Origin of the sequence: Acinetobacter sp., assembly GCF_049284435.1 — a bacterium.
Taxonomy (GTDB): domain Bacteria; phylum Pseudomonadota; class Gammaproteobacteria; order Pseudomonadales; family Moraxellaceae; genus Acinetobacter.
Genome location: NZ_JBAPXX010000077.1, coordinates 1 through 16,208, shown reverse-complemented (window position 1 = coordinate 16,208; position 16,208 = coordinate 1). Strand labels below are relative to the sequence as shown.

Genomic DNA, 16,208 nt, shown 5'->3' with positions numbered 1-16,208 from the left:
GTAAGATCCCTAATTCCAAAATGCGTACCTCCTTCCGGTAATTCATCCCAGTCTACTTTTCCATTCTCAGTAAACCAGTCTTCCCAAGCTAATTGAATATCATGAGCCACAAATCTGTTATTGGAATTATCCCAGGCGAATGGATTATTACTATTCAACTTATTCACATGCAGGCGTTTAAAATATTTATTGTTCTGATGGATCTCAATAAACAGATCTAAATGTTTTTTGATGAAATTAAATTCAACATTAATTACACCCTCATCCTCAAAAGCATCATTCTTATCAACCAATGCCATATATCGCTGTTTCTTACTCCATTCCTTGTAATAGCTATTATAGTTTTCCTCAGCAACACGGATTGCTTCCTCAAATTCTAATCGAATACCACGTTTTTTAAGATTCACATAGCGCTTAAGGGTATTCCAGGATTCATGAAGGGTAATAGTTTGCAGCTGGGGAATGGTAAAGCCATCTTCTGCATAACGGGTTGCAGCTTCATGGCGTAGATCATGGAATCTTAGGTCAGTGATACCACAGGCATTACACGCCCGGGTAAAGTATGTAGACACGGTACGGGTATTCACTGGAATTAAAATATTCTTGTCATATCCCAAGGCAAGCATTCGATCCCGGACTTCTGGCTTCATAAACTCATCAATCATATTGATGGCTCTTGGTTCCATGTGAGCATACTTATGATTACCCAAGGAACCATTCGGATTTTTAGCATCTCTGACTAACCACTGACTATTTAAATCATCGTAATCATCCAGGCGCAATGAACACAGCTCATCTTCACGACGGGCAGTGTAGAGGGCAAACCACATAATCAGGTGCATCGGCGTTGAGTTCTTGACCCGTTTCCAGCTTTTATAGAAATAGTTGGTCAGCATTTGAAGTTCTTCCGCCGTAGGCAAGCGGTCACGCTGTTTGGATCTGGTCACGATGCGAGACTTCTGTAAACCAATCATGGCTTTTTCAAATTCGATTAGCACAGTCTCTAAAGGTTCACCCCATACAAACTCTGCATGAACGATGACAGCCTTGATATGGCTTAAGTCCTTTAAGATGGTGGCAGGTGCAACACCATCAGTTCCTTTAACTGGATCGCCTTTTCTTCGCATAATTGCATAATCAGAAAAGTCTTGTCGTGTTAAAGAATAGATATTCTTCTCAGAAATATCTAAACTAGCGATGTGCTGTAGTGCTCCTGTTTTTGTCCTGGCAAAGCTGTCTGCTTCTTCCAAATACTGACAAATGAACTCCCTGAGCGTTTTGTGCTTTATTTGCACCGCCGGATTCAACATTTTTTCAGGGTGCAATTCGATTTCTGCTTCCGTGCGTTTGATCCAATCCTCAGCTAATGACTTTTTGCTGAAAGTCTTGGATTGTTTGAATTCAGGGTAGCCTTGACGTTGTACACGGACTTGAGCTCTATACCGGGTTGTGCCGTCTTTTGTTTGTCGCTTAGTGACTGTTCCCATGAATTTGCACCATTAAAATATTGGGGTGCAAGTAGGGTGCAATCAAAGGACACTAAAAGTCAATACGAAGCGACTAAACGAAGTTAAACGAGGTTAAAGATTTTGAACAAAAACAATGTAATTGAAGAATTGTTTGGAAGATCAATAGATAGGAAGCTTTGGGTGGCCCCCATGGCAGGTGTGACCGACCGTCCGTTTAGAACCTTGTGCAAATATTTTGGTGCAGGCCATGCGGTCAGTGAAATGATGACGTCTGACAAAACTTTGCGCATGAGTAAAAAGAGTTTATATCGTGCCAATTTTGATGGAGAGTTGGCACCGATTTCAGCGCAGATTGCTGGTTCAGATCCCCATGATCTGGCTGAAGCGGCACGTTATCAGGTGGCAAATGGTGCACAAATTGTTGATATTAATATGGGCTGCCCAGCCAAAAAGGTCTGTAACCGACTCGCCGGTTCAGCTTTGTTGCAGGATGAAGATCTAGTTGCGCGTATTTTAGATGTAGTTGTGGCTGCAGTTGATGTGCCAGTGACCTTAAAAACCCGTCTTGGCTATTTGAACGGCCAGGAAAATATTATGCGGGTCGCCAAACGGGCTGAAGAAGCCGGGATTGCAGGACTGGCTTTGCATGGCCGTACCCGTGAAGATATGTACCTGAATACTGCGCGTTATGCCTTGATCAAAGATGTAAAAGAAATGTTGAATATTCCAGTGATTGCCAACGGTGATATCGACAGTCCGGAAAAAGCCAAATACGTGCTGGATTATACCGGTGCAGACGCAATTATGATTGGTCGTGCAGCACAAGGTCGGCCCTGGATTTTTCGTGAAATTGCCCATTATTTAAAAACCGGTCAACATCTTGATGCACCAAGTATTACAGAAGTGAAAGATGTGCTGTTGGGACATTTGACAGAATTGTACGAATTCTATGGCGAGTATTCCGGTTGCCGAATTTCCCGTAAGCATATTGCCTGGTACACCAAAGGTCTGCGCTCCAGCAACGAGTTTCGCCAGAACATGTATCAGGTTGAAAATACCGCTGATCAGTATCGTATGGTAGAGGATTATTTTAATGCACTGCTAGAACATGGTTTAACCATGAATGATGTGCAGGTCGAGCAGGTGAATTTACTGGAAACCAAGTAAAGACAGGCAAAATTCAACAAATCATGTAATATTTTTTGCATGAAATCCCTACCTTTTTTATCTTGAGCAGGCTGATTTTTGCATTCTGTTTACACTTCAGCTTGTCTAATACATAGCAGCACAGTTTGTTCACTTAAACTGGACAGGACTTGGACATTGCTTACTCAAGCTTCCTCTATGATGAATCTATCCAGATATGAACCAGATGTGATCCATCTTGTTTATCGTCATCATTGAGGGAGATCTGTAATGACAAATACCAATCGTCCAGTCACAGAGTTTAGCCATAAAACGTCAACGGAATTGCCACAAGAACGCAGTGAAGGCTTGAATATCAATCCGACTGATACCAATGCGCGTCCAGATTTGAATACACCCGTGAAAGATAATCCTCGTGTTCCTGACATGAATGAAGGTGAGGATAATCTGGCTGCGACCAGTGCCGGTACTCTAGGCGGAGCGGCTGTAGGCGCAGTTGCAGGTCTGGTGGGTGGCCCTCCAGGTGCAGTGGTGGGTGGTATTATCGGTGGAGTGGTTGGCGGTATTGCAGGTAATGACATTGCAACGCCTGATCATGAGAAAAAGGCAGATAATTACCAGCATCCAGAGAACTTGCCTGAGGCAGATAATTATCGACATCCAGATCATTTAAGTGCAGAAGATAATTACTGGAGAGATGAGTATCATAATCGCCCGTATTTCAATGAAACGCGTAGCACATATAGCGATCTAGATTATGACCGTGATTATCGCGGCGCTTATCGGGTCGGTTATGAAAACCGTCCGATGTATGAGCATGATACGGATTTTGATCGTGCCGAACCTGAACTGCGTACCAAGTGGGAACAGTTAAAAGGTGAATCCCGCCTCAACTGGGAAGAAGCTAAATTTGCAGTTAAAGATGCCTGGCATCGTGTCACACGCTAATTCTAGATAAATTAAAAACCTCTCCATGTGGAGAGGTTTTTTTATGATTCAATGATTAAAGATGCTTCATTTCCAGTATGAGCTGGTTAATCAGATCGGAGGCTTCCATTTCACGAATCTGTGCCACATTTGAACCTGCCCAGAATGCGCCATAACCTTGATCCCCATGTTTGGTGGCAGCAGCGTGCAATTGTTTGGCCAGATCATAAGTATATGGATAAGCCGGAACATCCAGCCGATCGGGTGTATCCACTTCAATATGCCAGTGGTTAATGATGCCGCGTGCAGGACGACCGGAAATACTGGCACTGACTTGAGTGAGTGGCTTGGAAAATAAGGCTTTACGATAGGCATCATTGGCATTGGAGGATTTGCATTGCACAAATGCAGTCCCAAGTTGCACGGCATCTGCACCGAAATCCATCATTTGACGCGCTTGTTCACCCGTCATAATCCCGCCGGCCGCTACAATCGGCAGGGAAGAATGCTGTTTGATCAGCTTCACCAGATTGGAAGTTTTGACTGAAGCATCAAACTTGGTGCTGAAAATTCCGCGATGGCCGCCAGCTTCAATACCCTGTGCAATAATGATATCAATTCCGGCAGCTTCAATGGCTTTAGCTTCGGCAAAATTGGTTGCAGATACTATAGTCAGAATCCCGGCCTGTTTTAGGGCTTGAATCTGATGCGGATGTGGAATCCCAAAATGAAAGCTGACCGCTCGCGGTTTGGTTTCCAATACCAGATTCAGGAAGTCATCATTATCTTTAAAACTCGGATAAATACACTCCAAATGATCCGGTGCCTGAGCGCCATATTCGGCAAATTTATCTTTAAACTGTGCAATCCATGCCTGCGCTACAGTTTCATCTACAGGCACACTGTCATGACAGAAAAAATTGACCTGAAAAGGGCAATCTGTCAGTTCCCGGGTTTTTAAAATTTGTTGTCGCCCTGCATCAATACTGCTGGCTCCCAGGCCTAGTGAACCCAAACCGCCCTGATTGGACACTTCGGCTGCAAGCTCAGGTGTAGAGACACCTGCCATCGGTGCCAAGAAAATAGGATGTTTAATTCCGAGATTTTCTAATAAAGACATAGATTTGCTCCTAGTTATGTTGTTACTTTGCCTTTGAGTACCAAATTAAGCAAATCATATTGGTTATTTTATTTTGAAATACTGCAGCATGGGTTACGTGTTATTTACATTTCTTGCGACATGCTACGTCGCCAAGAAGATAGAACTTTTATTAGCCTAGAATTGAACGCTTTATAATAGCTTTTTGGTCACATATTCTCTGAGTTCATGTCTGATCGTATCCGTGAAAAACTGCAAATTTTAGCTGATGCTGCCAAGTATGATGTGTCGTGCTCATCCAGCGGTAGCAACCGTAAAAATAAAGACAAGGGCGTGGGCAATACCGGGAATGGCATCTGCCATAGTTATACCGAAGATGGCCGCTGTGTTTCCTTGCTGAAAATTCTGTTTTCTAATGTCTGTATTTTTGACTGTTCCTATTGTGTCTCGCGCCGTTCCAATGACGTCCAGCGTGCAGCATTTACCGTGCAGGAAGTCGTCGATCTGACCATGAACTTTTATCGGCGTAATTATATTGAGGGTCTGTTTCTCAGTTCAGGGATTTTTAAATCGGCCGATCACACCATGGAGCGGATGCTACAGGTGGTCAAAAAACTTAGACTCGAAGAAAACTTTAATGGCTATATTCATCTGAAAACCATTCCGGGTGCCTCGCAGGAAATCATTACCGAAGCCGGACTGTATGTCGACCGTATGAGTATTAACCTGGAAATGCCGACGGAAGCGGGACTGCAAAAATTTGCGCCTGAGAAAACTCATGCTGAAGTACAAAAAGACTTGGGCATTGTGCGTGACCGGTTGATCCAGCTTAAAGATGAACGCAAGCTGATCAATTCCGTTCCAAAATTTGTACCTGCCGGACAAACTACACAAATGGTGGTGGGCGCGCATAGTGAAACCGATCAGGACATTATTTTGATGGCTGACCGGCATTACAAGGAATTCAAGCTGAAGCGGGTGTATTTCTCTGGTTATATCCCGATTAATCCTGAAGATAAAGCCTTACCCGCCATCGGCTCAGCACCGCCATTATTAAGAGAAAACCGCCTGTATCAATCCGACTGGCTGATGCGTTTTTACGGCTTTTCTGCTGATGAAATTGTCGATGAGCAGCATCCGAATCTGGAGCTGGATATTGATCCCAAACTCAGTTGGGCCTTGCGTCATCCTGAAGTCTTTCCGGTAGATATTAACCGTGCCGAATATAAAATGATTCTACGGGTACCCGGCATAGGTGTGCGTTCTGCGCAGAAAATTGTACAGGCACGCCGTTTTGGACAGATTCATAGTGACCAGCTAAAACGCATGGGCGTGGCTTATAACCGGGCGCAGCATTTTATTCGCTGTGCAGATACACCGAAATTTAAGAAAGATCAGCAGTCCTATCAGATCCGCCAGCAAATTTTGATGTCAGGGCAATCCAAATATCAGCAGCAACTTTCGCCTCAATTAGGATTTGGTTTCTAGTGGCCAGTTATTGCTTTGATGGCAGCATGACCGGTCTGCTCAGTTGTGTATTCCGTGCTTTCGAGTTTAAAGAATTTAACGTGATAGTGACGGCCAATCCTCAAGCGCAAAATGGCCTGTTTGATGAGTTTATTCATGTCGTCGCGAATGATCAGCATGGGCAACGGGTCTGGCAGGGATTAAAGCAGAAAATATCTTCCAGCAGTTTGCGTGCTTTTTATTATACTTTTCTGTCAGAACAGGAAGCAGCGTTCCAGACTCTTTTTGATTTTGCAATCTATGTATTTCAAAACCAGCGTCCAGTCGATAAAGATTATGGTCATGCTGCGGTGATTGGTATGTCGCAATGGGCCAAGCAAGTGGGACGGGAAAAGCATCGCATGGAGGCTTTTGTACGCTTTAAAAAAGCCAAAGATGGCTTGTTTCTGAGTTTGGTCAGACCGGATTTTAATGTCTTGCCAATTATTTCCCGACATTTTCAGAAGCGTTATCAGGATCAAAGCTGGCTGATTTATGATGAGCGGCGTAATTACGGTATTTATTATGATTTAAAGCAGGTGCATCAGGTCGAAATGAACGCTGAAATAATCGATCCACAAATCCGGATTGGTCATAGTCAGTCATTCAGTATTGAACTGGATGATCAAGAGCTGCTATATGATCAGCTCTGGAAAGACTATTTTAACAGTGTGAACATTCAGGCGCGCAAGAACATGAAATTGCATATTCAATATGTGCCAAAGCGCTACTGGCGTTATATGAATGAGAAAATACTTTAAACAATACATCAGGCTGCTTTCAGGCATAATAAGTGTTGGTATATTTAAATTGAGTGTATAAACATGAAGGTATGGCTAACGTCATTAGCACTGCTCACTGGATTAACTGCATGTTCGGAACAACCACAAAAACCGGTCGTAGATCCAGCCAAATATCAGGTTCAGACCGCACAGGAACTGCAGCAACGTTTTGATGCACTCAATGTTCAGTTAGCCCAGGACTTTCAGAAATTTAAGAAAGTCGAAAGCATTGCTTTCGCACACCAGTTTCCTTTAGATGTCAATAATTTGCAAAGCTTGAACCAGCATCTTGTCAGCAGTACCGCATTAAAACCCAGTAAAATTGCTTATTGCGATATGATGAATAGTTATTTTGCCGATATGTACCGTTTGGGACATTACAATTTGGAACTGGTCAATGACATCAAACTGCCTAATGCCAAGAATGAAAATTTAAAAGCCAATTTCTCTGATGCCGATCATTTTTATACTTTTATTCTGGATCGTTATACGACCTATCGTCAGGTTCAGCAGACCATGGGTTATGGCTGTAATTTAAAAGCTGCACTGTAAATCTTAAAGACAGAAAAAAGCCCATCAAATTGATGGGCTTTTTTGATTTTAATCATTAGCAACCGGTCAGTTTTTCAGGCTGCGGTTTTTCATCCGGGAAGAAGATCGGACGAAGTTTTACTCCAATGCCATTGCCGATAAAGGCAAACACCAGCCATAACCAGCCATGCAGACTACCAGATGCAATCCCACTGAAATATGCACCGATATTACAACCATAAGCTAAGCGTGCGCCATAGCCCAGCATTAAGCCACCTACAACAGCAGCAATCAGTGAACGTTTTGGAATATTGAAATTCGGAGCAAATTTACCTGCCAAACTTGCTGCCAACAAAGCACCCAGCATGATACCGAAGTTCATCATTGAGGTAATATCAAACCATAACGATTCTGCAAGCGCTTTGGCATTTCCAGCTTTTTGCCAATAATCCCAGGCAGCCACATCAACACCCATGAGCGTAGCACCTTTGGCACCCCAAACTGCCAGCGCAGAGGTCACGCCCCAAGGACGACCTGCCAGTGCCAGAGTCGCAAAATTGAGCAAGGTCAGGATAACACCTCCCCAAATCAGAGGCCAGGGACCACGAACAAAGCGCTTCCAGCCCTGATGTTCACTGCTTGGCTCAATTTCCAAGCTGCCATGACGTTTCTTTTCAAAATAAACAGTCAACGCAGCAATGATGGCAAAAACGATAAAGCTCAACAGCAATCCAGGGAGGACGCCTAAACTTTCTACCAGTGAAATAGGCTCCAGATGAGGCAGGGCAAACCACCAGTCAAGATGCGAGGTCGCAATCAGCGAACCCAAACAGAAAAACAGCAGCGTTACCAACATACGTGCACTACCGCCACCCACGGTATATAGCGTACCTGATGCACAACCGCCACCGAGCTGCATACCAATACCGAAAATAAAGGCGCCAATCATGACTGACACGGAAACAGGATTAACGTTACCTTTAACTGGGTTGCCGAACAATTCACCTGCACCTAAAGCGGGGAAGAACAGCAAAACTGCCAGAGCTAGCATAATCATCTGCGCGCGTAAACCACGACCGCGACGTTCCTTGATAAAAACACGCCAGCTCGAAGTAAAACCAAATGAAGCATGGTACAGGGTCATACCCAGTGCACCACCAACCAAAAATAATAGGGCTTGATTTAAGCCTACGATTTGATAGGCACCGATTGTACCTATGATAAGCAAGATAAAAGCTGCCCAGACCGAAATATTCGACCGTTGGGAAGCAGCAACAATGACTGACATGGGAGATTAAATTTTAAAAATAAAGGCTGGTATTCTACTGAATTTCAGTTTAAATGCAGCTCATTTTGCCTAGTGAATCACAATTAAGTCATTCTAATACTTGATAAGTTTTATCAATTTATTTGATCTTATTGATTGACGAGATAAAAATTTGCTCCCATCAAGAAATAATGCAATTTCAATTTAGATAATTCGATATTTAAAATCATCTCTGATAAAAAAAGCCTGCAATCGCAGGCTTTTAAACATCAAACTGAATGCTAAAATCAGTTTTCAGCTTTTTCTCGAACTTCTCCAGCACCTTCTTCAACTGCCGCTGCAGTTGCTGCAGTTGCTTTACGTGCTGCTTCCGCAGTGGCATCTGCTGCTCTGGACGTTGCAGCAGCTGCTTCGTCCGCTGCCTGAGCAGTATTTTCTGCGGCATTATCCATTGCTCGTTCGGTTTCTACCTCAGCCTCACGGCTGGCATCTTCCATATCATGACCGGCTTGATTAGCTGCATTTTCTAAATGCTCACCTGTGGTTGCACCGGTTTCAGGCGCTTCTTCTTTACTACAGCCGACTAAGGCAACAGTGGTTGCCAAACCTAAAGCAATTAGTAATTTATTCATCGAGTAATATCCTTTTGTTGTTGTAGAGCTGCAATCTAATTTAGCAGCCATTTATTTAGATTTATGCTAGCAAATAGATCAATATTTGTTGATTAACTGTAACTTTTTTCGATACTTATACTGTAATGGCTCAGTCGGAAGTTGTTTTAAGTTTCATAGAGTAATGATATTCAAAAAGAGGGAGTTTCAAAAGTATTGTTCGAAAGGCAGGTTATAGTATGAAGCTTGGTATTTAAATATTTGTTATCGCGAACCAGAGATAATTCTAAAAATGAAAAAATTAAAGACATTAAAAAAGCCCACACTGTGCGGGCTTTTTTTTTAAGAAAAATTTATAGACCAGCAGAGGCTTTAAGCGCTTCCACTTTGTCAGTTTTTTCCCAAGTAAAGGCAGTATCTGAACCTTCACGACCGAAGTGACCATAAGCAGCAGTTTGCTTATACATCGGCTGGATCAGGTCAAGCATACGGGTAATGCCATATGGACGTAAGTCGAAATGTTCACGAACCAGTGCAATAATCAATTCTTCAGAGACTTTTGCAGTATTGAAGGTATTGATTGAAATTGAAGTTGGCTCAGCAACACCAATCGCATAAGATACCTGAATTTCACACTTGTCAGCCAGGCCAGCAGCAACGATGTTTTTCGCCACATAACGACCTGCGTACGCAGCAGAGCGGTCAACTTTAGATGGATCTTTACCAGAGAAAGCACCACCACCGTGACGTGCCATACCACCGTAGGTATCTACGATAATTTTACGGCCAGTCAAACCACAGTCACCCACAGGACCGCCGATCACAAACATACCCGTTGGGTTGATGTGGAATTTGGTGTCTCCATGGAACATGTCAGCAGGAATGATTTTCTTCACGATTTCTTCAATCACAGCTTCTTTCAGGTTCGCTTGAGTGATTTCAGGATCATGTTGAGTCGAAAGAACGACTGCATCTAAACGAACTGGTACGCCATTTTCATAAGCAAAAGTTACCTGACTTTTTGCATCTGGGCGTAACCATGGCAAGGTGCCATTACGGCGTAATTCAGCCTGCTTTTCCATCAAGCGATGCGCATATGAAATCGGCGCAGGCATTAATACATCAGTTTCGCGGCTTGCATAACCGAACATTAAACCTTGGTCGCCGGCACCCTGATCTTCAGGTTTCTGGCGGTCTACACCCTGAGCAATTTCAGGTGACTGTTTACCAATCATGTTGATCACGGCACAGGTCGAGCCATCAAAGCCAAGATCAGAATGGTGATAACCAATTCCGTTTACGGTATGACGTACAATTGCCTCAAAATCAACATTTGCTGTCGTTGTGATTTCACCGGCAAGTACAACCGCACCTGTTTTTACAAGCGTTTCACAAGCAACCCGTGCATATGGGTCTTCTTTTAAGATTGCATCCAAAATAGCGTCACTGATTTGGTCAGCCATTTTATCTGGATGGCCTTCGCTTACAGATTCCGAAGTAAATACAGCGTACTCGCGCATAGTCCTATCACAGTTAATTTTAAAGACCCGATATGTTACATCGAGTTGCGCTCTAGGACTAGCTTAACACGACAAAATTGGTCGAAATTGTTTCAAATTATTGTGTTTTTAATTGATTAATAGAATTAAAAAAATTGATATGTCTATTTAGACAGCATTATTGATGAAGGAATATGAAGCAACAATATTTTAATCCGTCAGACTGTCAGAAAATTAAATGCTTAGATTTCCGATTAAATCTTAAAAAAATAGACAATAGAAAAATACAAAGCTCAAAATTCAAAATTTACTTAAGCAAGTGATCATTACATTAATAAAGCAGATTCAGACTGTGCGCCTTCCGACCAAATGTCTTGTTGATGTTCGTGTATATCTTCATATTAGCCTAAGTCTTCCACATAAGCTGGTTAGGAATGGCGACATCTTTTGCTATGGACTTCTTGGAGCAAGACTGTACGGAGATCAGAAATCATGTATCAAAAGGCATTTACCCTGATTGAAGTGCTGATCGTGCTCATCATCATCGCGATTTTAGTGACGATGGCATTTATGAGTTATCAAGCTTATGTCGTGCGTAATCAATTAGCAGAAGTGTTTGAGCAAGCTGGAGCATATCGAACCCAGTTTATTGCTTCGGATCAACACTGTGATGCTGGACGCGAGATTGGTGGGCATGGTCAATATATCGAAAAAGTGATCATTAATGCCGCTTGCCGGATAGAGTTCAAGATACGAGAGCAGGGAGTAGATGCTGCGATTCGCGGGAAATCAGTCGCTTTTGATGTTCACAGTGGCAAATGTTATTCCACTGATATTCAGCAGCGCTATTTGCCTAAAGACTGTCAGGGACAATAAGTCTGCCGAGGTTGGAAATTAGCCTAAGCAAATTAGATTCCACCTGTATATCAAACAATCCTGCCAATATTTTATAAAATTTAGTACAAATTACATCATGACTAGTTTAGTTAATTGTATAGATTTTCTTCAGAAATACTGATGTGAGTCATATGAAATAGAAACAAAATCAGCATAAATTCAATCCTGTCTATCAGCTTAAAATTCAGATACAGAAACTAAAGCCGCTTTCGAAATGCAGGATAATTCAATCTGAAAACCAGTAGAGCGAATCGAAGCTAAAGAAGAAATGTGGAATAATTGTACGATAAGGCAAGAGACACTCAATAAACTGATAAATATTGTTGGTTGGTCTTTACCCCTCGCTGTTTTTTTAAGACAATAGACAGCAGTTTTGAAAGTCTTTTCATCATTTCCTATTTCTGAATATTTTGGACTCTGATTTATGACAACCCCGCTTAATGAACGTCGTATTGCAAATGCAATTCGTGTATTGGCAATGGATGCTGTGCAAAAAGCAAACTCAGGACATCCAGGTGCTCCAATGGGGATGGCAGATATCGCTGATGTGGTTTGGCGTGAATTCATGAACCACAACCCGACCAACCCGAATTGGGCAAACCGTGACCGTTTTGTATTGTCAAATGGCCATGGCTCTATGCTTCAATATGCGCTTCTTCATTTAACGGGCTACGATCTTTCGATTGAAGATCTAAAAGCATTCCGTCAACTTCATTCTAAAACACCTGGCCACCCGGAATTGGGTTATGCACCAGGGATTGAAACGACGACTGGTCCTTTAGGTCAAGGCATCGCGAATGCTGTTGGTTTTGCGCTGGCTGAAAAAACTCTAGCTGCACAATTCAACAAAGATGACATTCAAGTTGTAGATCACTTCACTTACTGCTTCTTGGGCGATGGCTGTTTGATGGAAGGTGTTTCTCACGAAGCATGTTCTTTGGCAGGAACATTGGGTCTGGGCAAACTGATTGCTTACTATGACGACAATGGCATTTCGATTGATGGTGAAGTGGAAGGCTGGTTCTCTGACGATACAGAACAACGCTTCCTGGCGTACGGCTGGCAAGTGATTAAAGTTGATGGTCACGATGCAGATGCAATCCGTCAGGCAACTGTTGAGGCGAAAGCTGAAACTGCTAAACCAACCATCATTATTTGTAAAACCGTGATTGGTTTGGGTTCACCAAACAAGCAAGGTAAAGAAGACAGTCATGGTGCACCACTCGGTCATGACGAAATCGTCTTGACTCGTCAAGCACTAGGCTGGACTGACGAAGCATTTGTGATTCCTGAAGACGTGTATGCAGCTTGGGATGCGAAAGCTAAAGGTGCTGAATCAGAAGCAGCTTGGAACGAAACATTTGCTGCTTATGCTGCAAAATATCCAACTGAAGCAGCTGAGCTTAAACGTCGTTTATCTGGTGAATTACCGGCTGACTTCGTTGCAAAAGCGGATGCCTATATTGCAGAAGTGAATGCCAAAGCTGAGACGATTGCGACGCGTAAAGCGAGCCAAAATGCATTGCAAGCACTTGTTCCATTATTGCCAGAAGTTCTAGGTGGTTCTGCGGATCTTGCAGGTTCTAACCTGACCCTGTGGAAAGGTGCGCAAGGCGTACAGGACAATCCGGCGGGTAACTACGTACACTATGGCGTACGTGAATTCGGTATGACTGCAATCGCGAATGGTGTTGCACTGCATGGCGGTTTTATCCCTTATGTAGCAACATTCCTGATGTTTATGGAATATGCACGTAATGCCGTACGTATGTCTGCATTGATGAAACAGCGCGTGATCCATGTGTATACGCATGACTCAATTGGTCTGGGTGAAGATGGTCCAACGCATCAACCTGTTGAGCAGATCGCATCACTTCGTGGTACGCCAAACCTGAACACATGGCGTCCATGTGACACCGTTGAAGCAGCAATTTCTTGGAAATCTGCATTAACGCGTGCTGAAGGTCCAACCGCATTGATCTTCTCTCGTCAGAACTTGCCATTCCAAACCCGTACTCAAGCTCAAATTGAGAACGCTGCGAAAGGTGGTTATGTATTGGCTGAAGAAAAAGGTGAATTGAAAGCCATCATCATCGCAACTGGTTCTGAAGTATCTCTGGCAATGGAAGCTTATGCACAGCTTGAAGGCGTGCGTGTAGTGTCTATGCCATGTGCTGAAGAATTCATGAAGCAAGATGCTGCTTATCGTGAAGCGGTTCTGCCATCAAATATTCGTGCACGTGTTGCTGTTGAAGCTGCTCATGTAGACTATTGGTGGAAATTTGTAGGTCTTGATGGTCGCGTCATCGGTATGACTACTTATGGCGAATCTGCACCTGCAAAAGACTTGTTCCAGTTCTTCGGGATTACCACTGAAGCAGTGGTTGCAGCTGTAAAAGAGATTACTGCATAATCAACTGATTAGGCGTTTTTTTAAAAGGCGCTCCAGTTTTGGGGCGTCTTTTGTTTTTTCACTTTTTAACGTTGTTTTCATGTGGCAACCGTTAGAAAGTTCTCCCATAGTCGAAATGAAAGAGTGAGATGAGCATGAGCTTGTATGAACAAATTAACGATGAAATTACTTTAATGGATGCAGGCGAACTCAAGTGGATCGGACAGGAGTTACCTCTTGAAGCGATGGTTGCAGTTGATTTAATGCTGCAAGAATTAGCCGAAGAAAAGGTCATTAAAGTGCGTCGTAAAAATCATGAAAAGACGACTGGCCTAAAACAGGTTGATCGTATTCTGGTTGAAAAACTTTAAATATAAAGCGTGAAAAGTCCCTAATTGGGGCTTTTTTTATATCGGATGATTTTCATCTGATAGGTTGCTTATGAGCACCAGATGAGATAAAGCTAAGTTTAGGCCGCTATAAAAATTCAGCGACCACTATTGAAACGACTTAAATTAAAGAAATAAGCCAAAGAAGCGGTTAAACATGAATATACAGCCCCAGATCCAGATCAAATCTCTAGAGCAAATATCACAGCCGGAATGGCTATTTTTATGGCAAGACTATCAACGCTTTTATCAGACGCAAATCTGTGAAGAGGTAAGTGAAAATACCTGGGATAAATTAACCAATTATGAATTAGATTCAATGTACGGTTTTGCGGCCTTGATTGATGGAAAGGTCGTAGGGATTGTGCATGTCATTGAACATAATAGTAGCTGGACAGTAAGACCTTATGCATATTTGCAGGATCTATTTACCCATCCGGACTATCGGGGACAGGGTGTGGCGCGAAAGTTGATTCAGCATGTCTATCAGGTAGCACAGCAGCGTAATTGCGACCGGGTCTACTGGCTGACTCAGGAATCAAACCATCAGGCGCAAGCGTTGTATAACAAAGTCGCCAAGAAAACTGGATTCATCCAGTACCATATGGATTAAAGCTCAAAAATTAAAAAAATAACTTACAATTTTATCGTTTCATCGCTGCAACAAAACGTTTTATCTTTAGGGCTGTAAACGGTTCCAGATTCTATACACTTAATAACATCCAAAACGTGAGATAAAAACATGAATTTCAAAATATTAGCATTAGGCTTGGCGGTCGCATCTGTAGCAACAGTTTCTATGGCAAAACCAGTGGCCTATACGATTGACCCGACCCATTCAGCAACTGTTTTCTCTTGGAGCCACTTTGGTTTCTCTACACCATCTGCAAACTTCAGTGACATCCAGGGTACGATTAATGTTGATAATGAAAAACCTGCGAATTCTTCGGTCAATGTGAACATCCCAGTTGCAAGCATTAATACGAATGTGAAAGCACTGGATGACCATATTAAGACAGCAGAATTTTTTGATGCTGTCAAATATCCGAATATCACTTTTAAAAGTACTAAAGTTCAAGCTTTAGGCAAAAACAAGTACAAAATCACCGGCAACTTAACCGTGAAAGATGTCACTAAACCTGTGGTACTGGATGCAGTTTTAAATAAACAAGGCGTACATCCAATGACTAAATTACAAACGATTGGTTTCAATGCAACCACTTCATTTAATCGTTCAGCCTTTGGGGTAGGCGGTTATGTTCCAAATGTGGGCGATAAAATTACAGTGAACATTACCACTGAAGCTTCTGTACCTGCTCCGAAAAAGTAAGAATGACAAATTAAAAAAGCACCCAACTGGGTGCTTTTTTATTACGGTTATTTAAGTTGCAGGTTTTCTAAATAATGCATCAATACCGAACTGGCTGCCTGTTCAAGCGCGGGCGCATAGCTTTGATGATCCGCTCGCAATGCAGGAATATTGATCTGGGCTTTGCGTAACTCACAGGTATGTCCAATTAGCCATTTCTCTAAACTTTCACTGGCCACTTCAGCATGGAATTGTAGTGCCATAATGTTCTGTCCTACCCGAAAGGCCTGATTTGGATAAAGATCAGAGCTGGCCAGTAATTCAGCCTGTTCCGGTAAATCAAAGGTATCACCATGCCAATGCAGGACGTCGATATCTTCGAGA

15 protein-coding genes and 1 pseudogene are annotated in these 16,208 nt (G+C 42.7%); 10 read left to right on the top strand and 6 right to left on the bottom strand.

Annotated features, from left to right (window positions below; genetic code table 11):
* Positions 1–1,487: tyrosine-type recombinase/integrase (locus WAK81_RS07110; RefSeq protein WP_422196266.1), on the bottom strand; the 1,487-nt coding region annotated here is incomplete at its 3' end.
* A 129-nt stretch (positions 1,488–1,616) separates the two neighbouring features.
* Between WAK81_RS07110 and dusB the strand changes: the two genes are divergently transcribed.
* Together dusB and WAK81_RS07100 are read left to right on the top strand one after the other, a co-directional pair.
* Positions 1,617–2,636 carry a tRNA dihydrouridine synthase DusB gene (dusB, locus tag WAK81_RS07105; protein WP_422196267.1) on the top strand — a complete coding sequence of 340 codons (1,020 nt, stop codon included), beginning with the start codon at positions 1,617–1,619 and terminating at the stop codon, positions 2,634–2,636.
* A 249-nt stretch (positions 2,637–2,885) separates the two neighbouring features.
* A complete protein-coding gene (locus tag WAK81_RS07100) occupies positions 2,886–3,563 on the top strand; it encodes a hypothetical protein (RefSeq protein WP_422196265.1) in 678 nt (225 codons plus the stop codon).
* 55 nt (positions 3,564–3,618) lie between these two features.
* Here WAK81_RS07100 and WAK81_RS07095 read toward each other — a convergent pair whose 3' ends face one another.
* The gene (locus tag WAK81_RS07095; protein WP_422196264.1) at positions 3,619–4,662 is read right to left on the bottom strand and encodes an NAD(P)H-dependent flavin oxidoreductase; all 1,044 of its coding nucleotides are present in this window, start codon (positions 4,660–4,662) and stop codon (positions 3,619–3,621) included.
* A 207-nt stretch (positions 4,663–4,869) separates the two neighbouring features.
* On the opposite strand from WAK81_RS07095, the gene WAK81_RS07090 reads away from it, so the two are divergent.
* The 3 genes from WAK81_RS07090 to WAK81_RS07080 all read left to right on the top strand — a co-directional run bounded on the left by WAK81_RS07090 (position 4,870) and on the right by WAK81_RS07080 (position 7,481).
* Positions 4,870–6,129, top strand: coding sequence for a putative DNA modification/repair radical SAM protein (locus WAK81_RS07090; RefSeq protein WP_422196263.1), 1,260 nt, complete (start codon positions 4,870–4,872; stop codon positions 6,127–6,129).
* Positions 6,129–6,908: a TIGR03915 family putative DNA repair protein gene (locus tag WAK81_RS07085; RefSeq protein ID WP_422196262.1), complete on the top strand. Its 780-nt coding sequence runs from the start codon at positions 6,129–6,131 to the stop codon at positions 6,906–6,908. The genes WAK81_RS07090 and WAK81_RS07085 overlap by 1 nt, the downstream gene beginning before the upstream one ends.
* Before the next feature lie 63 nt (positions 6,909–6,971).
* Positions 6,972–7,481, top strand: coding sequence for a hypothetical protein (locus tag WAK81_RS07080; RefSeq protein WP_422196261.1), 510 nt, complete (start codon positions 6,972–6,974; stop codon positions 7,479–7,481).
* 55 nt (positions 7,482–7,536) lie between these two features.
* Here WAK81_RS07080 and WAK81_RS07075 read toward each other — a convergent pair whose 3' ends face one another.
* The 3 genes from WAK81_RS07075 to metK form a co-directional block, all read right to left on the bottom strand.
* Complete coding sequence (locus WAK81_RS07075; protein WP_422196260.1) at positions 7,537–8,748, bottom strand: YeeE/YedE family protein; 1,212 nt, start codon at positions 8,746–8,748, stop codon at positions 7,537–7,539.
* Positions 8,749–9,014: 266 nt separating this feature from the next.
* Entirely contained in the window at positions 9,015–9,359 is a 345-nt protein-coding gene (locus tag WAK81_RS07070; protein ID WP_422196259.1) for a hypothetical protein, read from the bottom strand.
* 332 nt (positions 9,360–9,691) lie between these two features.
* Entirely contained in the window at positions 9,692–10,858 is a 1,167-nt protein-coding gene (gene metK / locus WAK81_RS07065; RefSeq protein WP_422196258.1) for a methionine adenosyltransferase, read from the bottom strand.
* A gap of 471 nt (positions 10,859–11,329) precedes the next feature.
* On the opposite strand from metK, the gene WAK81_RS07060 reads away from it, so the two are divergent.
* The 5 genes from WAK81_RS07060 to WAK81_RS07040 all read left to right on the top strand — a co-directional run bounded on the left by WAK81_RS07060 (position 11,330) and on the right by WAK81_RS07040 (position 15,845).
* Complete coding sequence (locus tag WAK81_RS07060) at positions 11,330–11,713, top strand: pilin (RefSeq protein ID WP_422196257.1); 384 nt, start codon at positions 11,330–11,332, stop codon at positions 11,711–11,713.
* A gap of 445 nt (positions 11,714–12,158) precedes the next feature.
* A complete protein-coding gene (tkt, locus tag WAK81_RS07055) occupies positions 12,159–14,147 on the top strand; it encodes a transketolase (protein WP_422196256.1) in 1,989 nt (662 codons plus the stop codon).
* A 134-nt stretch (positions 14,148–14,281) separates the two neighbouring features.
* Positions 14,282–14,497, top strand: a complete 216-nt coding sequence (locus WAK81_RS07050) for a hypothetical protein (RefSeq protein ID WP_004729883.1) — start codon at positions 14,282–14,284, stop codon at positions 14,495–14,497.
* Positions 14,498–14,672: 175 nt separating this feature from the next.
* Entirely contained in the window at positions 14,673–15,128 is a 456-nt protein-coding gene (locus WAK81_RS07045; RefSeq protein ID WP_422196255.1) for a GNAT family N-acetyltransferase, read from the top strand.
* 129 nt (positions 15,129–15,257) lie between these two features.
* On the top strand, positions 15,258–15,845 hold the full coding sequence (locus tag WAK81_RS07040; protein WP_422196254.1) for a YceI family protein: 588 nt from the start codon (positions 15,258–15,260) through the stop codon (positions 15,843–15,845).
* 47 nt (positions 15,846–15,892) lie between these two features.
* Here WAK81_RS07040 and WAK81_RS07035 read toward each other — a convergent pair.
* Positions 15,893–16,208, bottom strand: a pseudogene (locus tag WAK81_RS07035) (glutamine amidotransferase); the annotation flags it as partial.